General features: G+C 56.7%; 18 protein-coding genes. 8 read left to right on the top strand and 10 right to left on the bottom strand.

The window, feature by feature from the left end; genetic code table 11:
- Window positions 1-48 precede the first annotated feature (48 nt).
- From HNQ64_RS10815 to HNQ64_RS10805, 3 genes are all read right to left on the bottom strand, one after another.
- A complete protein-coding gene (locus HNQ64_RS10815; RefSeq protein ID WP_184208387.1) occupies window positions 49-1320 on the bottom strand; it encodes a DUF1552 domain-containing protein in 1272 nt (423 codons plus the stop codon).
- A gap of 442 nt (window positions 1321-1762) precedes the next feature.
- On the bottom strand, window positions 1763-3529 hold the full coding sequence (locus HNQ64_RS10810; RefSeq protein WP_184208385.1) for a UvrD-helicase domain-containing protein: 1767 nt from the start codon (window positions 3527-3529) through the stop codon (window positions 1763-1765).
- Window positions 3526-5628 carry an ATP-dependent nuclease gene (locus HNQ64_RS10805; RefSeq protein ID WP_184208383.1) on the bottom strand — a complete coding sequence of 701 codons (2103 nt, stop codon included), beginning with the start codon at window positions 5626-5628 and terminating at the stop codon, window positions 3526-3528. Before HNQ64_RS10805 ends, HNQ64_RS10810 begins: the two co-directional genes overlap by 4 nt.
- A gap of 268 nt (window positions 5629-5896) precedes the next feature.
- On the opposite strand from HNQ64_RS10805, the gene HNQ64_RS10800 reads away from it, so the two are divergent.
- Both HNQ64_RS10800 and HNQ64_RS10795 read left to right on the top strand, forming a co-directional pair.
- The gene (locus HNQ64_RS10800) at window positions 5897-7495 is read left to right on the top strand and encodes a sialidase family protein (protein ID WP_221305417.1); all 1599 of its coding nucleotides are present in this window, start codon (window positions 5897-5899) and stop codon (window positions 7493-7495) included.
- Window positions 7496-7676: 181 nt separating this feature from the next.
- Window positions 7677-8237: a dihydrofolate reductase family protein gene (locus tag HNQ64_RS10795; protein WP_184208381.1), complete on the top strand. Its 561-nt coding sequence runs from the start codon at window positions 7677-7679 to the stop codon at window positions 8235-8237.
- A gap of 133 nt (window positions 8238-8370) precedes the next feature.
- Here the strand turns inward: HNQ64_RS10795 and HNQ64_RS10790 are convergent, their stop codons facing one another.
- Window positions 8371-9180: an IclR family transcriptional regulator gene (locus HNQ64_RS10790; RefSeq protein WP_184208379.1), complete on the bottom strand. Its 810-nt coding sequence runs from the start codon at window positions 9178-9180 to the stop codon at window positions 8371-8373.
- A gap of 75 nt (window positions 9181-9255) precedes the next feature.
- Here HNQ64_RS10790 and HNQ64_RS10785 point away from each other — a divergent pair, with 75 nt between their 5' ends.
- Entirely contained in the window at window positions 9256-9996 is a 741-nt protein-coding gene (locus tag HNQ64_RS10785; RefSeq protein WP_184208377.1) for an SDR family oxidoreductase, read from the top strand.
- A 17-nt stretch (window positions 9997-10013) separates the two neighbouring features.
- A complete protein-coding gene (locus tag HNQ64_RS10780) occupies window positions 10014-12122 on the top strand; it encodes a beta-propeller domain-containing protein (RefSeq protein ID WP_184208375.1) in 2109 nt (702 codons plus the stop codon).
- A 20-nt stretch (window positions 12123-12142) separates the two neighbouring features.
- On the opposite strand, the gene HNQ64_RS10775 is transcribed toward HNQ64_RS10780, so the two are convergent.
- Together HNQ64_RS10775 and HNQ64_RS10770 are read right to left on the bottom strand one after the other, a co-directional pair.
- Complete coding sequence (locus HNQ64_RS10775; RefSeq protein ID WP_184208373.1) at window positions 12143-13597, bottom strand: DHA2 family efflux MFS transporter permease subunit; 1455 nt, start codon at window positions 13595-13597, stop codon at window positions 12143-12145.
- Window positions 13598-13603: 6 nt separating this feature from the next.
- Window positions 13604-13864: a hypothetical protein gene (locus HNQ64_RS10770; protein WP_221305416.1), complete on the bottom strand. Its 261-nt coding sequence runs from the start codon at window positions 13862-13864 to the stop codon at window positions 13604-13606.
- A gap of 148 nt (window positions 13865-14012) precedes the next feature.
- On the opposite strand from HNQ64_RS10770, the gene HNQ64_RS10765 reads away from it, so the two are divergent.
- The 3 genes from HNQ64_RS10765 to HNQ64_RS10755 are packed head-to-tail and all read left to right on the top strand — an operon-like array spanning window position 14013 to window position 17146.
- Window positions 14013-15062 carry an alkene reductase gene (locus HNQ64_RS10765; protein ID WP_184208371.1) on the top strand — a complete coding sequence of 350 codons (1050 nt, stop codon included), beginning with the start codon at window positions 14013-14015 and terminating at the stop codon, window positions 15060-15062.
- The gene (locus HNQ64_RS10760) at window positions 15059-16078 is read left to right on the top strand and encodes an LLM class flavin-dependent oxidoreductase (protein WP_184208369.1); all 1020 of its coding nucleotides are present in this window, start codon (window positions 15059-15061) and stop codon (window positions 16076-16078) included. Before HNQ64_RS10765 ends, HNQ64_RS10760 begins: the two co-directional genes overlap by 4 nt.
- Window positions 16079-16111: 33 nt before the next feature.
- Entirely contained in the window at window positions 16112-17146 is a 1035-nt protein-coding gene (locus tag HNQ64_RS10755) for an aldo/keto reductase (RefSeq protein WP_184208367.1), read from the top strand.
- A gap of 50 nt (window positions 17147-17196) precedes the next feature.
- On the opposite strand, the gene HNQ64_RS10750 is transcribed toward HNQ64_RS10755, so the two are convergent.
- The 3 genes from HNQ64_RS10750 to rpmI all read right to left on the bottom strand — a co-directional run bounded on the left by HNQ64_RS10750 (window position 17197) and on the right by rpmI (window position 18799).
- Complete coding sequence (locus HNQ64_RS10750) at window positions 17197-17955, bottom strand: DUF2071 domain-containing protein (protein WP_221305415.1); 759 nt, start codon at window positions 17953-17955, stop codon at window positions 17197-17199.
- A 120-nt stretch (window positions 17956-18075) separates the two neighbouring features.
- Window positions 18076-18462 (bottom strand): 50S ribosomal protein L20, encoded by a 387-nt coding sequence (rplT, locus tag HNQ64_RS10745; protein ID WP_184208365.1) that lies wholly within the window; start codon window positions 18460-18462, stop codon window positions 18076-18078.
- Window positions 18463-18580: 118 nt separating this feature from the next.
- Window positions 18581-18799, bottom strand: a complete 219-nt coding sequence (gene rpmI, locus HNQ64_RS10740; RefSeq protein ID WP_133795685.1) for a 50S ribosomal protein L35 — start codon at window positions 18797-18799, stop codon at window positions 18581-18583.
- Between the two features lie 273 nt (window positions 18800-19072).
- Between rpmI and HNQ64_RS10735 the strand changes: the two genes are divergently transcribed.
- Window positions 19073-20074: a mevalonate kinase family protein gene (locus tag HNQ64_RS10735; protein WP_184208363.1), complete on the top strand. Its 1002-nt coding sequence runs from the start codon at window positions 19073-19075 to the stop codon at window positions 20072-20074.
- A gap of 18 nt (window positions 20075-20092) precedes the next feature.
- Here the strand turns inward: HNQ64_RS10735 and HNQ64_RS10730 are convergent, their stop codons facing one another.
- The gene (locus tag HNQ64_RS10730; protein ID WP_184208361.1) at window positions 20093-21388 is read right to left on the bottom strand and encodes a hypothetical protein; all 1296 of its coding nucleotides are present in this window, start codon (window positions 21386-21388) and stop codon (window positions 20093-20095) included.
- Window positions 21389-21392: the final 4 nt, after the last annotated feature.

The raw sequence follows: 21392 nt of genomic DNA, 5'->3' as shown, positions 1-21392 counted from the left end.
TGGCCAAACTGGCGACGATCCGGGCCGGGGGGAAAGCGGGTGTGCGCATCAGGAAAAGCGGCCTGTGCTGCTGCCGAAGGAATCGGTCTCCACACCCATGCGCTGGGCGATGTCCACAAAGAGATTGCACAGCGGCACCTTGTTGATGCCCTCACGCGGCACTTCGCGGAATTCGCCATGCTTGTAGCCGCCCCCTGCGAGGATGATGGGCAGGTCGGTGTTTTTGTGCGAGTTCGCATCGCTCATGCCGCTGCCGAAAAGCACGGCGGTGGAGTCGAGCAGCGAGCGCTCGCCATCCTGCATCTTGGAAAGGCGGGTGAGGAATTTGCCAAAGTGCTCTATTTGATACTTCTCCAGCGTGATGAGGTGGGCGATGGCCTCCGCATCATTGCTGTGGTGGGAGAGGCCGTGGTAGGACTTATCAATGCCGAGATCCTGCGGCAGGAAGTCGCCGCCGATCTCCAGGGTGGCGATGCGGGTGGAGTCGGTCTGCAGGGCCAGGGCGATCAACTCATACAGCATGGGCAGATCCTGCACCGGGTTGCGGTTTGCCGGTTTTTCAAAGGGGGCTTTGGGCTTGGGCTGGCTGGCCCAGCGCTTGCGCAGTTCCAGGCGCTTTTCCACATCGCGCACGGAGGTCAGGTATTCGTCCAGCTTGTCCTTGTCCTCCTTGTTCACCTGACGGGAGAGGCGATTCGCATCTTCCAGCACGGAGTCGAGGATGGAGGCCTGGACCTGGTTTTCCTGCACGCGGCGCGCCTGCCGTTCCTGGGAGTCGCTGATGAACAGCCGCTCGAACAATTCCGCCGGGCCGGTGATGGGGGGAACGCGCACGCCGGACTTGGTCCAGGCGATCTGGCAACCGCCGTGGATCCCGCCTTCGGAGCCGACCGTGAGGGAGGGAAAGCGGGTCACAAAGCCCACTTCATCGGCGAGGTATTGGTCAATGCTGACGTTGCCATCGGGACGGTTTTGGGCCTCGGAGTTTAGCACGCCGGAAAGGAAGGAATGGACGGCGAAGTGGCCGCCTTTGACGCCGTGATCCAGACCTTTGAAGACGGTCATGTGGCTGCGATTTTCCCACAGCGGCTCCAGCAGCGTGGTCTTCTCGTAATTGCGGCCCGTGGTGGTGGGAAAAAGCGACTTCGTCTGATAGCCGAGCAGGTTGCCGATGGCGACAAACCGCTGCGCCCCTGCCCCGGCCCCCTTCGCGGCCTGCACCGCCGAATTCCCGCCCACGGACTTGGCCATGAGCGAAGGCAGCCCCGGCAACGCAAGCGAGGTGCTGAGGGATTGGAGAAGGAAACGACGACGGTTCATAAGGGGTGCATTCAATACGTCAGCGACGGGCCGTTTGTTTCAGGAGAGAACGCTGGCGCGGGCGGATGGGGGAAATGGGGAGATTCAAATTTATCCCCATTTGGGGATTTAGTGGTGTTAACGATTGATTTCCAACGACTTTAGATGGGGATTTCTTGGGGAAAGGATGGGGAAATCCTGGGGAAATGGGGATCGCGATGGGGAGATTGCGGCCACGGCTATTGTTGTTCAATAGAGTAGCATGGGTGGTGGGCCTTTTCAAGTGGGTTGGATCGGGGCTTATTTCGCTTGGCCCCCCCTAAGATTGGATTGCCTGAATCACGAAAGAGCGATCTGTTCAAAAACTTCAGATCTCGGTGGCCGAACCGACGAGTAATGATTTGGGGATCCCGCCACTTCTCTAAAGAGCACAAAAAGTCTTCCTTAAAGTATCTTCGGAAACTTATGACTGAGACGTAGGAAACGAAGCGGGGTCTAACATTTCGACATGATCCGGCCCAAATAATCTGGTCACCGCCGCCAGCGCAGTGTCGGACAGTAACTGCGTGGCGAGCACCGCAAGTCTCACCATGGGACGTGAAACAGAAACATAAAACAAATTACGAGCGCGATAGTATCCCTTCGTGTTTTTGTTGTTCAATTTCTTCGTTTCAAGAAGCTCAAAGAGTAATGGCCAGTTGTAATGGTTCCACCCCCCACCTAGGACCACTAAAACATTCTCAAATTCAGCACCCTTAACACTATGTTGAGTAGCGAGCATCGTTTCCCCTTCGACGAACTTGCGTAGTTCGATAAGCTCCAAATAATCGACGGCCCGAAGCGCAGAGTGTCGATTTAGCGATTTGTTCTCTTCTGGAATTGGATTATCACCCAATGCGGCTAACTCTTCCTCTTTACGAACGATACGGCTAGGCACTTGTGGCCGATGTGTTTTTCGAAGATGATCAATTACAGAACCAATTGTACTTTCGTTTCGAAGTCGCAGAAGCTCATCCATATCCTCCCGCCACGAAATCTTGTCATTATGACAAACTATACCTGGTTGGCCTCCGAAGAGACGAAACATTTCGCCATAGCGAGAGTGCAAATATGCGTCACACATTGGCTCAAGGGTCTCAATCAAAAACTCGATTGTCGGGTCTTCCTTCTTCGCAAACCATGCCGTCCGGCCTTTAAAAATCTCTGCTATACTAGGATACCCCAAGTCTTTAGCGAGTGAGTTGTGAGTTAGCATCAGAACCTTAGTTTTTGCAAGATTCCACCCCTCACTCTCAAGGCGCACCATCAGATTCTCCCGGATTGTCCGCGCGAGATCCGCAGACACGTCACCCTTGGATTGTGCTTCGTCGGTACGTTCGCATTCATAGCCATTTACGTGAAAAAATCTCGCTTCTCCTTTGGCTTTCGAATCGCTCACAACTTGGGACAGTTCCGGCCTTAAATTGTTTAGCATGTTCACGATCGCGGCGACTGAGCGAAAATTGGAGCCCTTGGCGATTTCTTCGACTGGATAATCTGCGAGTTCATATTCACTGCGATAAATCGTTTGCCAATGGTCTCCAAAAAGACCTATCAGCGGCCCGTCACCAGTGCTCAAGAAGTTATCGGTGATCGCCTGCATGAAATCACGATCCGTATCTTGGTATTCATCGATGAAAATAACGGGGAATTGCTGAGTTAAAAGTCGCTGAAACTTAGTGTTTTTCAGCAGCTTCGCCATGAACAGTGGAATGTCGTCGTGATCCAAGGTGATCCGCTTATCGTCCACTCCAAAAAAACCCAGATCGTAGTCCACAAGCTTGGACTCGACACCGCCCCCTGCCTCGATCTTTTGACGCCTGTCTTCCATCATGTTCACGATATCCCGAAGAGATTTCTGAAACTGTCTGAGTAATCCCCACGAAAAGGCATGGATTGTCTCCACAAGAATTGCAGGATGATCTTCGATCTCCTGTGCAATTTCATCTCTACCAGCCTCGGTATACGTGATGCAAGCCACCTTCTGTCCTGTTCTGATCAACGCTTCCCCCTTTTCGGCAATAAGCCGCTTCAACGCGGCAACAAGCGAATAAGTCTTGCCAGCTCCGGCACCGGCCTCCAATCGAAAGCTACGCCCTGCCTCCAAACATGAGTTTACCTTAGTCTGAGCAGCCTCCGCAGCGGTAATGGCTGGATTTGCAACAATCGGGTTTAATGCGCCGGAGGTCATCGGGTTGCCTCAGCGGTTTGAATTGGAGGAATCTCAGATTTGGGAGGAGGTGGCTCAGCGAGCCAAATCAATCCTTCGCGAATATAGCGCGGCACAGTCCAGTCGGCTTCCCGAATCGCAAAGCGAAGAGCCGTCTCAGCCTTGGGTAGATCCTTTGCGATGTACCACGCCTCGGTTGCTTCATCCTCTTCCATTGGCCATTCGAATCTGTCAGGATTTGCAAGGACCAGCGCATCCTCGTAGCTCCGGGCACAGACAGACGTGCCGTCCGTCTCTGGAATCTGATAAGCCAGCCTGCGGAAGCCGTCCTGTTTGTCGTCAGCTGTTTTCGCCGCCAACTCAGCGGGGGTAATGACCGGAGCCGGCTCATTCTGCTGGCCATCTTCCTTCGTCTGCTCCTTCGGACGGAACCATTCTCTAATCGCGGTGTTGGAGGTTCGCTCGCCGAGTGCCACGGGACATTTCTCCCACTTGGTAACGGATTTCCCATTCCTGTCCATCGTGGTTGCAGCACGCACCGAATCAATGTCAGTGATTACCAAGGTCTTCAATTCCAAGAAATCCAACAGAGTATAGAAAAGGTGAGCGTAAGCGCCTCCCACTTCGATGGTCGTCACATATTGTCTGCACAATTTCCGGCTTTCGTCCAGCGAACGGTCCACGATGTTGAGCAGCCTGGGCATCAGGAGCCTTTCGGTGGTTCCCTCAACCAGGATCGCTTTGTCGGCAAAATAGAGGTCACACTTTGTCAACGTCATATACTGGTGCAGGAAGTCTTGATCGTCGGGAGGAATGAGATTCAAGCCCTTCTTGAAATCCTTGATCTTAGTGCGTCGTGTTGCTGTTCCCTGCGGTGATTCGTTGAGGAAATACCGCACTGCCTCGAAAGCGGCTGCATTTGCGACATGCGAGGAGTGGGTTGTTATTACAAACTGCACCTTCCATGCGGCTTCTTCCGGATAGTGAGCGGACAACTTGGTTACTGCGGCGTTGAGTTGGCTGATGAATACTTCCTGCATCTGGGGATGAAGGTGGGCTTCCGGTTCTTCAATGAAGATCAGGTGTGTCACCGGTCGGGTTGCTTTGCCCCTGAATGCTTTGTGGTAGCTTTCCAACTGCAACAACATATAGATCAAATTTCGCGTTCCGAGGCCATTGTAACCTTCCGGCAAGTGCACGCCGTCCGCTCCAGTATATACAATCTTAGTGTGGTCGGATAATAATGCCTCTACATTGAGCGAAGTCTCAGGTCGAAGCTCGGTGTCATTCAGTCCTGGGAAACCCAGCACATCCATGGCTGGAAGCAACCCCTTCAACATTTCGTCGAAGCCTCCTTGTACGTTCCTTTCAATGCGCTCCACCGAAGTCTTGAGCTGCGCGGCAAGCTCCTGGTCAGCGGCAGCGGCCGTCGGTGCCGGTGCGGTTTTAAAAAGTGTGCTTAGCAACTTTCCGATCACGTCGGCTTCTCCTTGGGAAGCATGATCCAACGTCCTCTGAGCTCGTACAAAATCACACTGCATCAAGCTATAGAGTGCTGATGAACCTTCAAACTGGCGCCTATTAGTTGGATCCGTAGGGTCGATTGCCGAGACTTGGACGGTATACGCTTTTGATAGCGTCTCACGAATGCCGCGCAAAAAATGCAATCCAGCGTCTACTCCTTCGGCTGGCGACTGCACATCGAACAATGCGTGTAGGGATGCCAAGGTGGGAGCATATTCGACTTTCACGACGGCGATGGTGGACGCTGCGTCTAGGTCGATAATGAACTGGGATAAAGGCCCCAAGTCCGTCGCTTTGGGGTCATAGCCGAAAGTCAAGGTGAGAGCGATTTTCGGCAGTGCATCAAGCACCTCCACCGTATTAGCACCTGATTCCCGAAGCCGCTTGGCTTCCAAGAACTTCGGCCTGATTCCGGCCGAGAAGTCTTCGAGCCGGAAACGAGTATTTCGCTCGCTCGTGAATCGATCGAATACATCGGTCAATGATGTCTTGCCGCTGTTGTTCCGGCCCACGATCACGGTTGAGACGGACTCCAGTAGGATTTCCACATCTTGCAGCAGCCGGAATCCTTCCACTCTGACTTTTTGAATTGGCATTGGGTAGGATATAGTGTTTTATTTAGCTGTTATTGATCAGACTGATATGACTCCTATGAGTCTCACTGACCATACAGGGGAACTATGTATGTAACACATAAACCACCGCCGCCCCAAATTCACTGATGATTTTCCACATATAATAGGACATTAGCTCATTCAAATCGGAGCTCCACATAACATTTAACAACTCAACGGTTCATTTCTAGGCGAAGCGGAAGATGGCTGATTGAATTGGGGGTTTGGCGAAGTAGGTCTTTTGGAAACCATGCTTTTTCATCGCCTCTCTTTTGCCTTTTTTGCCTGTGATCTGTCCTGCTTTGGGGCGAGTGATGTTGCCCTGCCTGCGGAGGCGAAGGGAGGGAGGGACTCGGTTTACCTGACGGCGAATGATTTATCCATCGCGACGGGTGAGCCTTCGCGGGTGCTGATGTCGAGTGGATCGATGCATGTGCCGGTGTGGTCGCTTTCTGGGGGCACGGTGGGACAGTCGGTGGCGGGGGTGGTGGGCGGGCTGCCGAGGGGGTGCAAGGCGGTGAAGGTGGAGATCGTGGTGACGACTTCGGACGCGGCGACGAGTGCGGAGTTTGCGGATGTGTATCGGGTGCACCTGTCGCAGTTGGTGGAGGGTGCGCCTTTGATGTCGCGGTATGTGCTGGGGACTCCGGTGCGGACGGTGCTGCCTGCGGGGCCGTTTCATTCCCGGACGATCCTGCTGGAGTCGTACTACGAGGTGGTGGAGGATGCGCCGCTGTGGGTGAGGATCCAGCGGGAGCCGGGTGAGGCGGGGGATACGTTTACGCGCCCGACGGGGCTGGTGATGGTGAAGGTGACACCGGTGGATGCGCCGGGGAAGACGCACGTGGTGCAGGATGGGGGCGGCTACAATTCGTGGCCGATGATCCAGGCCCTGGGTGATAAGCTGGTGTGCGTGTATAGCCGGGGCAAGGCGCACACGATCAACGATGATGAGCGGGCGGTGTATGCACGGACCTCGACGGACGGTGGCGAGACGTGGACGCGGGAGACGGTGGTGGCGAATACGCCGAACTACGGGGAGGTGGAGGTGGGCAAGGGCTTGGACTCGACGGGGGCGATGCTGCTGTGGGTGCGGAGGATCGGGAAGGAGTGGAACCACGACCTGTACCGCAGCACGGATGGGGTGACGTTTACACTTTTGGCGACGCCGAAGCTGGCGGTGCAGCCGATGCAGATCACGGATGTTTTTGCCGTGCCGACGGTGGGGCTGATGGCGCTGTGGTTCTCCGGTGACTATGGGGACAAGCCGACGAATGGGTGGGGCATCGTGACGAGTAGCGATGATGGTGCGACGTGGACGCAGACGCCGATGGAGATGGGGCTAACGAAGCCGCAGTGGCCGACGGAGGCGGCAGCGGTGTCTCTGGGTGAGGGGCGGATTTTGGCGATCGCCCGGACGGAGACGGGTCCGGTGCAGTTTCAGATCGTATCCACGGACTACGGGAAGACGTGGGTGCGCAGGCCGACGAATATCGGGGATGTGGCGGGATCGACCCCGAGCCTGGTGCTGGATGCGAAGACGGGGCTACTGAGCCAATACTACTACCATCGTGGCAAGGGAGTGCTGCGGCGGCGTGTGGTGGAGCCTAACCAAGTGTTTGACCATCCGCTGGAGTGGCCTGCCTCTGAGGTGGTGGGCACGGGAAGCAAGGTGATGTGGGATGCGGGCAATGCGAACGCGACGGTGATGGGCGACAGGCACTATGTTTCCTTCTACTCGGGCAAGGCCCCGGACACGGCGGTTCTGGTGGCGGAGCTGCCTGCGCCGACGGTGGGGGTGGAGAAGAAGGAGAAATCCCCTGCCCCAGATGGGCCGAAGAAGGAGTGAGTGGATGCTGGTAGGGCGGCTGTGGGCTGAGGCCACGGCCGCTGAAGCGGGCAGGTTTTTAATGAAAAAAAGCGATGGGGTGTCCTGCATCGGCTCGCTCATTCGTCGAAGATATGAGCGGCACCTTATTCCCTGAAATGAGCTGCCTTTGATTTCCGACAAAACCACGCCCTAACCTTTTATGAGACCCCTTCGATATGCCATCAACATCACCCTGGACGGCTGTTGCGATCATCGGGAGGGCTCTACGGATGAGGAACAGCACCGCTACTGGGCGGAGAAGCTGGCGGGGGCCGATGCGCTACTCTTTGGCCGAGTGACCTACGAAATGATGGAGCAGGCGTGGCGGCTACCGGGGCAGACGGGCGAGAAGCCGCAGTGGATGGCGGACTGGATGCTGCCCTTTGCGCGAACCATTGATGCGGCGAAGAAGTATGTGGTCTCGACGACGCTGGCAGAGGTGGATTGGAATGCAGAGCTGGTACGCGGGGATCTGGCGGCGGCTGTGGAGCGACTGAAGCGGGAGCCGGGCGAGGGGCTGTTCTTGGGAGGGGTAAAGCTGCCGCTGGCGCTGGCGGAACTCGGTTTGATCGATGAATACGAATTCGTGGTGCAACCGAGGCTGGCGGGGCATGGGCCGACACTGTTTGCAGGACTGCCGAAGGGGATCGATCTGAGGCTGGTGGGGCGGCGGGAGTTTAAGTCGGGCGCGGTGGCGCTGCGATATGAGGTGAAAAGGTAGGTGGGGGGGAGAACGCGCACAGGATGACGCTGCTGCGCGTGCTTTTTTCCAGCTCATCGAACACGACTGTCAGAGCCATGATTTTGCCTTTGCCGGAGCGTGTGTAAAAAGGCCTCTGGCGCAAATCATCCAGTCATCCGCAGTGAGCATCAAGACTGCCCATTGAAGTAGAAAGTTTTACCGCATGAGCGGCGACAATCTTACCCACAGCGGGCAGTTTGGAGAGAGGCAGACGATCACTCGGTCCGCTGATCCATATCGCAGCGATAACCTCTTCTCTGGCATCAAATACTGGGGCCGCTGCGCAAGCGTAAGCTTCACTCTCCTCACAGCGATCAAGAGCATAACCGTTGTTGTTTACCTCTGAGAGTTCAGCTACGAAAGCCTTGGTTGAGGTGAGGGTAGTTTTAGTGTGTTTGGTAAAATGGATCCCCTTGATCAGGGCATTCCGTTTGTCTTCCGGCATGAATGCCAGCATGGCTTTTGCAGGTGCGGCTGTGTGCAGTGGGAATGCGTGACCTACCTCCACCACCACTTTCACTGGATATGAGGATACCACCTGATCCAACACAACCCCCTGAGAACCCGATAAAGTTCCAAGCAGAGCCGTTTCACCTGTGGCATCACGCAGCGCGGTGAGAATGCCACTGGCAGCCTGCAACAGACGCCTGCCACCGATGGCGCCGTGACTCACAGATAGGAGCTTGCGGCTCAGACGATAGGCCTTGGTGGGCTCATCACGCTCTGCATAACCGCGCAGGGTGAGCGTGGTAAGGATGCGGAAAACGGAGTTCTTAGGCATAGCCAGCCGCTCAGTCACTGCGGTCAAAGTGAGCCCCTCTGGATGCTGCGAGAGCAGCTCCAAAAGATCGAGCGTGCGATCCAGAATCGGAACCCGGTATCGGTTCAATGGGTTGGGGGGGGCTCGACGGTCCGCAGGCATGTGTTTTTTATATCAAACAAGATTCTTGATTGCAAACACAGGTTTCGACCGTTTGAATGTTGTCTTTCATTTCAAATGCAGTCCCTCATATCAAAATTAACGAATACTTCGGTTATCGTCACAGGCGGTTCACGCGGTTATGGCGCGGGCATTGCTGAAGCTTTTGTCAAAGCAGGAGCCCGTGTCTGGATCACGGGCCGTGATCAGGAAAGACTGCAAACGACCGCGCAGAATATCGGGGCGATTCCTTTTACCGCCGATGTTGCCGATGGTTATGCCTGGGATAGACTCATGGAAGAGGTCATCCAACACACAGGTAGGCTAGATGTGCTGGTGAACAATGCGGGAGAAGGAGTCAAAGTCTGCCAGGCAAGTGACCAGACGGACGAAGCCATCGCTCGCAGCCTGGCCAGTAACCTCACGGGTGCGATGCTAGGCTGCCGTCGTGCGGCGGCGATCATGCAATCTCAAAGAAGCGGCCTCATCATCAACATTGGCAGTGCCTGCTCGACACATGCTTGGCCAGGATGGAGCATCTATTCGGCCGCCAAAGCGGGGCTACTCATGTTCACACGGTGTCTGCTCACAGAGTTACGGCCTTATGGTGTGCGGGTCACTTCCGTTTTACCCTCATGGGGCCAGACTGAGTTTACGGAAGCCGTAAACCTTCCCCCGCGCGATCCAGTCATCCTCGCTCAGTGCATCTCCCCTTCAGACCTCGGCCAGCTCATCGTTCAGACCGCTTGTATGCCACCTCACCTCGTTGCGGAGGAGATCAAGCTCTGGCCGATAGTACAGCCGATGATTCAACTCTAACTCCAAACCTACCCACCATGCGCACCTTCCTCAGCTTGCTGGTTCTTGCACCGCTTGTCTATGCCGCCGAGCACCGCATCCAACCTGGCGACAATCCTCAAGCCATCATGGACCGCGCAGTGCCGGGGGATCGACTCGTGTTTCTCCCCGGCGAACATCGGCATCTTCCAGTCAAGCATCGTGCGCTGTTGTATGTGGACAAATCCGTCGAGATCGAACTGAAAGAAGGCGCCGTGCTCAAGCTGGCTGACAGAGCGACCAAGCTCGAAGCAGCCCCCGAAATTACCACGGATCAAGATGCGGGGAAGAAGCTGGATGATATGGAGGTAGGTGGCCAATTTGATCTCCTACGTCCATCCATCTTCACGATTGTGACTGACTCCGAAGGCCGTGACGGGCAGCCAGACACGTTCGCCTGGGGAGTGTTTCACAACGTGGATAACCCAGAGGGAACAACGAAGCTAGCCACGTCCGAAAGCAAGTTCGGTGAAACACCACACAAGAAAGTTAGCATCACCGGAGACTGGCAGGAACTGGAGCACGGGGTGAAAATTCGCTTTGGCAGCCAGACTGGCCACAATAAAGGCAGTCGCTGGTTTATAACCTATGATGGACTGGAAGCCTATGGCATCCGCATCGGTCATGGTCGGCAGCCTGATTACATTGAAAATGTGCGCATCACTGGCAAAGGCACGATTGACATGAATGCCACGCATAACGTGCAACCAGGTTTCCTGGTCAAGGACATCAACGCGTGCGTTCTCATCCATGGGCGCGTGCGCGATGTCATCGTTGAAGGCATCACAATGACTGACACGAACCGCTCTGTGATGTGCTATGGGGAGCACAGTGGCCGTTTTCTTCCAGGGGGTGAAGTGACTCCAGGTGAGTCTTTCGATGCCGAAAACATCACCATCCATCGCACTCGCACCCTAAATCCTAACGGTGCGGGCTACCTACTAGGGCACCCCTCTTTTCGTGGCCATTTGCGCCAAGTGAAGTGCAACCACAACTACATGGAGACGGCCGTGACCGCCATCGAGCCTAACTTCAACCTTGATGGTTATGAAGTGATCGGGAATGTCATTCAAAGCGGGGGCAATGCCATTCACTGCTGGCGCCACTCAAAGAACGGCATCATCCATGACAATCTCCGCATCCACGACAATACAGGAAAACCAGTCGTCATTTTTGGTGCGCCGACAGGCTGGGAAAAACCTGAGCCACCCCTCATGCGTAACAATCGCAATCACCTTAGCGATGCCCTGCACACAGAGCCAGCCAATGTGCCACCTTTTGGTCGAAGGGTGCTCGTCAGTGATTACGGCGGCGACAAGATTTCCATCATAGCTGCGGACGGACGCGTGGAGTGGGAGCACCCGGCTGAGAAGCCCCAGGATGTGTGGATGCTGGCCAATGGTAACATCCTCTTTAGCCATCTTCGTGGAGCACGTGAAGTGACGTTAGGGAAAAAAGTCGTCTGGGAATACATCAGCCCAAAGAGAACGGAAGTTCATGGCTGCCAGCCTCTTCCTGATGGATCTGTCATGGTCGTCGAATGCGGCACTCAGCGACTCATTGAAGTCGCGCGTGACGGTAAAATCGCTCGTGAGATTCCCGTGCCGCTGAAGACCCAGAACACGCATGATCAGATGCGTGGTTCCCGCCGCACACCGGATGGCCGCTATCTCATCAGCGCCAAAGGCGACCGTGCAGTTCTCGAACTCAGTGCAGAAGGAAAACTTCTTCGGGAAATCAAAACCCCCGGAGATCCGCATGAAGTGCTGGAGCTTCCAAATGGCCATCTTCTCATCGCCTGCGGCGAGGGTGAGGCTCTCATCGAATTGGATCGTGAAGGCAAGACCGTGTGGAAAATCGGAACTGAGGAAGTGCCCAACAACCCGCTCCGGCTAATCAGCGGCTTTCAGCGTCTGCCCGATGGTCATACGATCGTCATCAACTGGCTTGGCCATGGCTACCTGAGCACCACCGCTCAATTTTTCGAGCTGGACGAGCAGAAAAAAATCGTCCGCCAGTTTACCGACCATGCCCGATTCACCAGCATCAGCAAAGTCCAGGTGCTGGACATAATTGGGGACCCTGCCAAAGGTGAGATCTGGCGCTGAGAAGCGGCTGCAAATGATCGTTAGGCCTCAGGCTGGGAGGGGGAATGGTGGAGGCTGACGTTGTCGCCATCGCTACTTTTCAGGCCCCAGAATGTGAAGGAGGAAAGCATGGTGAGCATGCCCATTGTTAGGAAGGCACGATGCAGGGCTGGCACCGTCTGGGCGGGGTCGGTCTGATTCAGCCCGCCTAGAAACCAGGCAGTGAGCATGGAGGCGAGGGCCACGCCAAAGCTGGCAGACATCTGCTGACCGGTGCTGGCGAGACTGCTGGCCTTACTGGCTTCGCGATCATCCACATCTGCAAAGATGAGGGTGTTCATGCTGGTGAACTGGAGTGAGGACAAGAAACCCTGGGCGAAGCTGAGAGGGATGATCATCGCGATGGAGGTGCCAGGCCCCACCTGCGTGAAGACGGTGATGGTGAGGCCTAACAAAACGGTGTTTACGATGAGCACGGTGCGATGACCAAAACGCGCCAGCAGTGGACGGCTGATGACCTTCATGCCAATGGCGGCCAAGGCCAGTGGGATGGTGAGCAAACCAGCCTGCCACGGGGGAAAGCCGAGGCCTATTTGGTACAGCAAGGGCAGCAGAAAGGGCATGCCGCCGACGCCCAGGCGGGTGATGAAGCCACCAAGCACAGAGAGACGAAAGGTGCGGATGGTAAAGAGGTGCACGGCCAGGAGGGGCCTGGCCACGCGGCGGGAATGACGGCAGTAGGCTGTGAGAAGGATGGCCGAGACAAGGGTCATTCCTGCAAGCACGAGGGGCGGCTGAGAGTGCTCGCCAAAGACTTCCAGCACATAGGAAAGAAGGGCAATGCCAGCTCCGAAAAGCACGAAGCCCGCACGGTCCAAAGGCGGGGCCTGGGTATCCTTAAAGTCCGGCATGTGGCGGTGCGCCAGCCAGAGGCCCACGATGGCAAAGGGCACATTCAGCAGAAAGATGATGCGCCAGGAAAACCAGTGAATAATGGCCCCTCCGAGTGAAGGACCAATCAAGGGACCGATGAGCGCCGGGATGATGACGTAGGTGGTGATGCGTAGCATCTCCGAGCGGGGAAAGGAACGCACTAGGGCGATGCGGCCCACCGGCATCATCATGGCCCCACCCATGCCCTGGATGATGCGGGAGACGACCAGCATGGGCGGATTATAGGCTACGGCACAGAGCAGCGAGCCGATGGTGAAAAGCACGATGGCCAGGGAGAACACCCGTTTGGTGCCAAAGCGGTCCGCCATCCAGCCACTGACAGGAATAAAGACAGCGAGGCTGAGGGTGTAGCTGGTGAGGACGGACTTCAGGCTCAATGGCTCCACACCGAGGCTGGCAGACATGGTGGGGACCGCCGTGTTCAGGATGGTGGCATCCAAATTTTCCATGAACAGAGCCACGGCAACAAGCCAGGGCAGAATGGCCAGAGACGGCGAAGGGGCGGCCAATGAGGCAGCAGAGGGCGCGGTCTCAGGTGTCATGAAACTTTAAACTTCGTGCTCTTTTTTCCAGGCCTTTAAGATGGAGTCCAGCAGGCCGGGAAAGCGGCTGTCGAGTTCCTTGCGCCGCACACGGCTGGTCAGCTCCACCCCGCGCCGCTCGCTGTGGATGACGCCCGATTCCCGCAGAATGCGGTAATGCTGGGAGCAGGTGGACTTCGGCATGGGGCACTTTAGACGGCTTGTGGTCTCCACACAGTTCAGGCCGTCCTCGGCCTTGCGCAGCTCCGCCACGATGCTGAGACGCACCGGATCTGACAGGGCATGAAGGACGCCTGCGACGGTGATGCTTTCAACGGGAGGATGGTGGAGAGGTCTGATAAAAACATTCTACACAATTTTGCTTGCAGTTCAATGATTCTTTAGTTCCGTATTCTTGAACAAAGGAACAAACCCTATGCCTACACTTTTTGATTCGCTCCAAGTCGGTCCCCTGCTCCTGCCCAACCGCATTTTTATGGCTCCCCTTACCCGCAGCCGGGCGGGCAGCCAGCGCGTGCCGAATGCGCTGATGGCCAAATACTACCGCCAGCGTGCCAGCGCTGGCCTGATCCTCAGCGAGGCCACCTCTGTGACTCCCATGGGGGTCGGCTATGCCAACACACCGGGCATCTGGTCCGCTGCCCAGGTAGCCGGATGGAAACTGGTGACCCAGGCAGTCCATGAGGCTGGCGGACGCATCTTTTTGCAGCTTTGGCATGTGGGCCGTGTCTCAGACCCGATCTTTCTGGATGGTGCCCTACCTGTGGCCCCGAGTGCCGTGCGTCCCGCAGGCCACGTGAGCCTGGTGCGGCCTGAAAAGCCCTTTGTCACACCTCGTGCGCTGGAACTGGCCGAGCTGCCAGGCATCATCGAAGCCTATCGTAAAGGCGCACAAAATGCCCTGGAGGCTGGTTTTGACGGCGTGGAGATTCATGGGGCCAATGGCTACCTTCTGGATCAATTCCTACAGACGAGCACGAACCAACGCACGGACGACTACGGTGGCTCCGTGGAAAACCGTGCGCGGCTGATGCTGGAGGTGACCGATGCCGTGATCTCAGTCTGGGGCGCAGATCGTGTAGGCATGCACCTGGCCCCGCGCTGCGATGCCCATGACATGGGGGATGCAAACCCGCTCGAAACTTTTGGTTATGTCGCCCGTGAGCTGGGACAGCGGAAGATCGCATTCATCTGTGCGCGTGAGCGTCAGGGCCCAGACAGCATCGGACCGGCGCTAAAGAAAGCTTTTGGTGGCCTCTATGTGGCGAATGAAAAATTCACCCTGGAATCCAGCAATGAGATCCTGGCCGCTGGTGATGCCGATGCCGTCGCCTTCGGAGTCCCCTACATCGCCAATCCGGACCTCCCAGAACGTTTTGCCCAAGGAGCCGAGCTGAATCCCGCAGACCCGACGACGTTCTATGCGGACGGCCCGGTGGGCTACACCGATTACCCTGTGTTATGAAGACTTCCTCCGGCCTGCTTTATTCCGTGCTGGATCTTGCCCCCATTTTGCAGGGTGAGACGGCGGCAGATTCCTTCCGCCATTCGCTAAAGCTGGCACAGCAGGTGGAGAAATGGGGTTATCACCGCTTTTGGCTGGCGGAGCATCACAACATCCCCGGTGTGGCCAGTGCGGCCACCTCCGTGGTCATCGGCTACATCGCGGGCGGCACGTCCACCATCCGTGTAGGCTCAGGCGGCATCATGCTGCCAAACCATGCGCCGTTGGTGATTGCCGAGCAGTTTGGGACGCTAGAGTCCCTGTATCCAGGGCGCATTGACCTGGGGCTGGGCCGTGCGCCGGGTGGAGATCAGAGCGCTGCCCGCGCCCTGCGCCGGGGCTTAGGCAGCAGTGGCGATACCTTCCCGGGAGATGTGCAGGAACTGCAAGGCTTCTTCTCCCCTGCCCTGCCGGGGCAAAAAGTGCGGGCCATTCCCGGCCAGGGATTGAACGTGCCGCTTTATTTGTTAGGCAGCAGCACATTCAGCGCCAGTTTGGCGGCAGAGCTGGGCCTGCCTTTTGCCTTTGCCTCCCACTTTGCCCCCGAGATGCTGCATCAGGCCATCGGCATCTACCGCACCCATTTCCGCCCGTCAGCCACCCTGGCCAAGCCTCATGTCATGGTGGGTCTGAATGTCTTTGCCGCCGATTCGGATGAGGAGGCCACCCGGCTCTTCAGTTCTCTGCAGCAGGTCTTTCTGCATCTGATCCGGGGCTGGCCGAAGCAACTGCAACCACCAGTGGATGACATTGATGCGCTGTGGAATCCGGTGGAGGAGGCGCAGGTGAGCCGAATGACCCGCTGCTCTGCCGTGGGCAGCCCGGAATCCCTGCGCTTCCAGATCGAATCCCTGCTGGACGAAACCGAAGCCGATGAAATCATAGCGACGGCACACATTCACGATCCGCAGGCCCGGCTGCACTCGTTTGAAATTGCGGCCAAGGTCTTCCAAGATCTGCAAAAAGCACGCGCCTGACTTCCCCCTAACTAAAAACACAACAAGACGATTATGGAATACAGACAACTCGGCGGTTCCGGCTTCAAAGTCCCCGCCCTTACCCTCGGCACAGGCACCTTTGGCGGCGGCACGGAATTCTTCAAAGAGTGGGGCGCGTCCGATGTGGCCGAAGCCTCCCGCCTCATTGACATCAGCCTGGAAAATGGCCTAACCATGTTTGACACAGCGGACATCTACTCCGACGGCATGGCCGAAGAGATCCTGGGTGCTGCCATCAAGGGACGGCGCGACCAAGTGCTGATCTCCACCAAAGGCACCTTTCGCCTGGGCGAAGGACCAAACAATGTGGGCTCCTCCCGCTGGCACCTCATCCGCTCCGTGGAAAACAGTCTGAAGCGCCTGGGCACCGACTACATTGACCTCTACCAACTCCACGGCTTCGATGCCATGACTCCGGTGGAAGAGGTGATGAACACGCTGGATGACCTGGTGCGCGCGGGCAAGATCCGCTACATCGGGGCCTCCAATTTCTCCGGCTGGCAGCTCATGAAGGCGCAGGCTTATGCGGAGAAGTTCAACCTTTCCCGCCATGTGGCGAACCAGACTTACTACTCGCTGATCGGCCGCGATTACGAGTGGGAGTTGATGCCCCTGGGCCTGGACCAGAAGATCGGTGCCGTTGTCTGGAGCCCTCTGGGCTGGGGCCGCCTGACCGGCAAGATCCGCCGCAATCAGCCACGGCCTGAGACGAGCCGCCTGAACTACACGCTGAGCAACCAGTATGGCCCGCAGGTGGATGACGAGTACCTTTACACGGTGGTGGATGCACTGGACGAAGTGGCCGGGGAAACCGGCAAGTCCGTGCCCCAGGTGGCGCTGAACTGGCTGCTGCAGCGCCCCACCGTCTCCACGGTGATCATCGGTGCCCGCAATGAGGAACAACTGCGCCAGAATCTGGGTGCCGTCGGCTGGAACCTCACCACCGAGCAGGTGGCGAAACTGGACGCCGCCAGCGACAAACCGAAGACCTACCCCTACTGGCACCAGGTCGGTTTCGATGAGCGGAACCCGTTTCCCGTGAAGTGAAGCAGAGGCTTCGACTCCTACCCAGCCACGCCTGAAAGGGCGTGGCTTTTTTATGGTTTCCGGCTCGTTAGCGAATCACCGTCCACGGAGAGATATAGATCTGGGCGACTATGCCATTCATGAGAGATGCCACGCATCAGAAGGGCACAATCCACTTCCGCAGAACCTGCTGGGAAATACTGTGGATCGTCAAAGACGCATGATTGGGCGGAATCCACGGACAGTGGAGCAATCGTCCAGTCGTGAGAGCGAAGCTCCATGCCGTGATAGTGGCCAGGAGAATGCGTGGCGGAGTAGCCAGTGGCCCCCAAAGAAAAGAATCCGGCAGCCTCCGCGAGGGACGGGAAGATGCTTTGCGCGGGCAAGGCCCCGGCAAGACTCCCTCTGAACGCGATTTCCGTGCCGCCATCCTGGCGCAGAACCGAGAGTGAAAGATGGGTTTTAGATTCTTGAACCTGGAATTGGCTGCGCTGGAAGATGCCAGGGAAAACCACTCCCCCCAAGGTCTTGTTGAACAAGGAATTCGTATCACGCCTGGGGATGTAAACGCCTTCTTGCACGGTGCCATCCTGGTCCCATTCCACTGCAATGCGGTGCGCAGCATTTTCCGAGGCCATTCCGAGCCATGAGGGTAGCAGACGAGGACGGAGCTGGCCAAAACGGATCATGCACACACCTCCCACTCCGTGACCTGAATACAGCTTCGGACGAAAGGGCCTGGGCAGCACCTGAGAGAGGATGTCTGGGGCAATCCGGTAATTGAGTAGCACCCTTCTTTCGATCAATCCGTGAATGGTGTCCAAAATCATGGCCTGACACTAAAACAACGGGCAGGCAAATCCACCGCTAAGGCCAGCGGTCCCCCAAAAAAACAAAACAGCCGGAGCGTGAGCTCCGGCTGTCTGGGTTAAAGAATCGTAGATTGAGAATTAAGCAGCAGCTTTGACCCGCTCGTTTTTCTTCTCCATCGCTGCTTTCGCCTGGTTGGCGAGGGCGACGAAGGCGGCCTCATCCTTGATGGCGATGTCGGACAGCACTTTGCGGTCGATTTCGATTCCGGCAAACTTCAGACCTTCCATGAGACGGCTGTAGGTGATGCCAACGTTACGCGCAGCGGCGTTAATACGCTGGATCCACAGGTTGCGGAAGGTGCGCTTACGGACCTTACGGTCACGGTAGGAATACGTCATTGCCTTGCGGACAGCGTCCTTGGCATAACGGAAATGGGTGGAACGGAAACCGCGAAAGCCTTTGGCTTTAGCGAGTGTGCGCTTGCGGCGTTTGCGGCTAGCGGGGGCGTTGGTGGCTCTTGGCATTTTCTATTTCTCTGAGCAGGCTGTTGTTATGGATTTGATGACCGGCCTCACCTGATCTGAGGCTTTCACACGCGTGAAACCAGACCGGAGCATCATGGTCCCGCTAGGGGACCGTGGATTAACCGCGATGTGAGAATGGCATATTTGCCAGCACACCTGCTTTATCCACTTCTGCCACGAGGGCGACTTTACCGAGGTTACGCTTACGTTTGCGGCTCTTGTTCTGCAAGATGTGGCGCTTGCCTTGTTTACGGCGGAGCACCTTACCTGTTGCAGTTACTTTGAACCGTTTAGAGTAAGCTTTTCTCGTTTTTGCTATACCAGCGTTTTTGGACATAGGGGCCGCGAAGGTGGCGGCAAATGCACAAACGGCAAGGTTTTTTTAGCCGAGATGTGAATAAGGGAGCAGATTTAGGCGATTTCTACGTGGATTGGAAGGCGGCAGCCTGCGAAAAACCGCCCAAGGGGCAAAAACGGAGGCCTCCAGGGACCGAGCTACCCGAAAGCACCTTGGAGCTAAATCGTGCCCAGGTACGGAAACAATGCCATTCAGGTTGCCAGTTTCGCCGCTGCCTCTTAGCTTTCAGACCTTCCTTTTTCTCCCGACCTCATGCTCATCACCACGAAAGCCTATGCCCGCGCCGGTTTGGTGGGCAACCCTTCGGACGGCTACTTTGGCAAGACGATCTCCTTCATCATCCGCAACTTTGCGGCGGAGATCACCTTGTTCGAGACGCCAGAGCTGACCATTGAGCCGAATCAACGGGACCATTCCGTTTTCGGCAGCATCGAGGAACTGGCCCGCGATGTGCGCCAAAATGGCTACTACGGCGGCATCCGCCTGCTGAAGGCCAGCGTGAAGCGTTTCTTTGATTACTGCACCAAGCAAGGGCTGCAGCTGCATGGGCGGAACTTTACCCTGCGCTACCACAGCAATGTGCCGCCGCAGGTGGGCATGGCGGGCAGCAGCGCCATCATCACGGCCTGCTGGCGGGCGTTGATGGCTTTTTACCATGTGGAGATCCCCAAGCACGTGCTGCCCAGCCTGGTCCTGAGCGTGGAAAATGACGAACTCTGCATCCCCGCAGGCCTGCAGGACCGAGTGATCCAGGCTTATGAGGGGGTGGTGTACATGGACTTCAACCGGGCCTCGATCGAAAAGCTTGGCTATGGCATCTATGAAGAAATTGACCCCGCCCTGCTGCCGCCCGTTTATGTCGCCTATACAGCTAAGCTAAGCGAAGGCACTGAAGTCTTCCACAATGACATCCGTGGTCGCTGGAACCGCGGCGAGCGGGAAATCGTGAGCGCGATGTATCAGTGGGCCAACCTTGCCCAGCGAGTGCGCGACCTGCTGTTGGAAAAGCGGGGGCATGAGATCGGCCCCTTGCTGAATGAAAACTTCGACCTGCGCCGTCGCCTGTACAAATTGGGCCAAGGCAATCTAGACATGGTGGAGGCCGCCCGCGACTGTGGTGCCAGCGCCAAATTCACCGGTAGTGGCGGGGCCATCGTGGGCACCTATGAGGACGAGGCCATGTTTCAGCGGCTGCAGGTAGCTCTAGAACCCATGAACGTCGCAGTGATCAAACCGCAGATTGTGCCGGCGTAAAAAAACCTGAATCCTGCATCATTGCCCTGGCACGAAGAACTCGCGCCGAAGTTTGCTGAAGACGATTTCTGAAGTGCCAAACTTCGGCAGGAGACGACGCTGGCCTGTGGAGTAGGTGACATAGCCTTCATCCCGGTAAAGGCAGAGGAAGGGGGTGTTCACGGCATTGTAATCCACGATGGAAAAGGCGCGGGTGTAGCGGCTGTAGCTGGGATCAATCAGCACCACGTCGCACTTGTTTCGGGACATCTGCGCACCACCCATGCTGACGCTTGGGGCTGTAAACATGGCCACGATACCGATGGGCTTGCCATAATCTACGATGGTGGGACGGCCGATGCCATAAGTCCATTTTTTCACCGGGGCATCAAAACTGTAGAGATCGGACTTTTTGGCTTTGCAAAGGACGTAGCCTCCCTCCACCACATTGGTGCGAAGGTGCAGATACACATGCTTGCTGTCCTGGGTCATGGCAGGCTCTGCCAGGATTTTGACTTCGGTAGTCAGCAAGCGGGGGTCGGGCGCACCTAGAAGCTCCCATATTGTACCGCCATCGGCGCTACGCATAAGCACATTGGTGAGTAGCCGGGTCACGCCATCGGTGGAGTTTTTGATCTGGATGGTGCTGTAGAGTTGGCCGTCGAACACGAGGAAATCCCCGGCGGTGCTGATGCCCTTGGCGAACTGGGCGCCAAAGCCGGGACCGTGGAGGAAGTCGAGATGCTTTTGGATCGCAGGCACGGCCAGGTCCATCACCTGCGCGGGGTCTTTGGCGATGGTGCAGCGCATCGCATGCAGGCCGGAGAGCTTACCCGTGGCGATGTCGTAATCTTTGTAGAAGGCTCGATAGGCGGGTACCTTATCCTCGGCTAACCGCGCGGTGAAGAAGATGCGCAGCACCTTGTCATCCCGCACATGCAGCATGGGAGCGGAGACAAAAGTGCCGCCGAGGGTGATGCCATTCGAGGCCTCCCCGGCTGAGGCAATATCCACCCAGCGGGCGGTGGCCGTGGGATTCAGGATGTTAAAGACGGCCATGCGCGCCACCTGCCCAGCCTTGTTTTCATCTGGCGTCTTTTCATTGCACTGGTAAACCGCGTAACCGATGCCCTGCACGATGCGAAGGGAGGATTGGTGAGCATACTGCTCCACTGTGAACTGGCTGATGAGGGCAGACTGATCCACAAAGGAACGAGAAGACACTTCCCCATCTGGGAATTTTTGGGCCAGACCCTTTGCCTCTTCGGCGTTACCGGAAAAAGCACAAGAAAGCAGCAGGAGAGTTGTCAGAACACGCACGGATTGGACTAACATAAAG

The organism is Prosthecobacter dejongeii, assembly GCF_014203045.1.
Lineage (GTDB): Bacteria > Verrucomicrobiota > Verrucomicrobiia > Verrucomicrobiales > Verrucomicrobiaceae > Prosthecobacter > Prosthecobacter dejongeii.
Note: the sequence above shows the minus strand (reverse complement) of the source record. Positions and strands in the feature narration are given on the sequence as shown.

Excerpts from the sequence above, each read along its gene's own strand:
- rplT (WP_184208365.1), bottom strand. The coding sequence starts at position 18,462 with ATGCCAAGAGCCACCAACGCCCCCGCTAGCCGCAAACGCCGCAAGCGC.
- HNQ64_RS10735 (WP_184208363.1), top strand. The coding sequence starts at position 19,073 with ATGCTCATCACCACGAAAGCCTATGCCCGCGCCGGTTTGGTGGGCAAC.
- HNQ64_RS10790 (WP_184208379.1), bottom strand. The coding sequence starts at position 9,180 with ATGCCTGCGGACCGTCGAGCCCCCCCCAACCCATTGAACCGATACCGG.
- HNQ64_RS10815 (WP_184208387.1), bottom strand. The coding sequence starts at position 1,320 with ATGAACCGTCGTCGTTTCCTTCTCCAATCCCTCAGCACCTCGCTTGCG.
- HNQ64_RS10730 (WP_184208361.1), bottom strand. The coding sequence starts at position 21,388 with ATGTTAGTCCAATCCGTGCGTGTTCTGACAACTCTCCTGCTGCTTTCT.
- HNQ64_RS10775 (WP_184208373.1), bottom strand. The coding sequence starts at position 13,597 with ATGACACCTGAGACCGCGCCCTCTGCTGCCTCATTGGCCGCCCCTTCG.
- HNQ64_RS10805 (WP_184208383.1), bottom strand. The coding sequence starts at position 5,628 with ATGCCAATTCAAAAAGTCAGAGTGGAAGGATTCCGGCTGCTGCAAGAT.
- HNQ64_RS10795 (WP_184208381.1), top strand. The coding sequence starts at position 7,677 with ATGAGACCCCTTCGATATGCCATCAACATCACCCTGGACGGCTGTTGC.
- HNQ64_RS10750 (WP_221305415.1), bottom strand. The coding sequence starts at position 17,955 with ATGATTTTGGACACCATTCACGGATTGATCGAAAGAAGGGTGCTACTC.
- HNQ64_RS10810 (WP_184208385.1), bottom strand. The coding sequence starts at position 3,529 with ATGACCTCCGGCGCATTAAACCCGATTGTTGCAAATCCAGCCATTACC.
- HNQ64_RS10800 (WP_221305417.1), top strand. The coding sequence starts at position 5,897 with ATGCTTTTTCATCGCCTCTCTTTTGCCTTTTTTGCCTGTGATCTGTCC.
- HNQ64_RS10755 (WP_184208367.1), top strand. The coding sequence starts at position 16,112 with ATGGAATACAGACAACTCGGCGGTTCCGGCTTCAAAGTCCCCGCCCTT.
- HNQ64_RS10760 (WP_184208369.1), top strand. The coding sequence starts at position 15,059 with ATGAAGACTTCCTCCGGCCTGCTTTATTCCGTGCTGGATCTTGCCCCC.
- HNQ64_RS10785 (WP_184208377.1), top strand. The coding sequence starts at position 9,256 with ATGCAGTCCCTCATATCAAAATTAACGAATACTTCGGTTATCGTCACA.
- HNQ64_RS10765 (WP_184208371.1), top strand. The coding sequence starts at position 14,013 with ATGCCTACACTTTTTGATTCGCTCCAAGTCGGTCCCCTGCTCCTGCCC.
- HNQ64_RS10780 (WP_184208375.1), top strand. The coding sequence starts at position 10,014 with ATGCGCACCTTCCTCAGCTTGCTGGTTCTTGCACCGCTTGTCTATGCC.
- rpmI (WP_133795685.1), bottom strand. The coding sequence starts at position 18,799 with ATGTCCAAAAACGCTGGTATAGCAAAAACGAGAAAAGCTTACTCTAAA.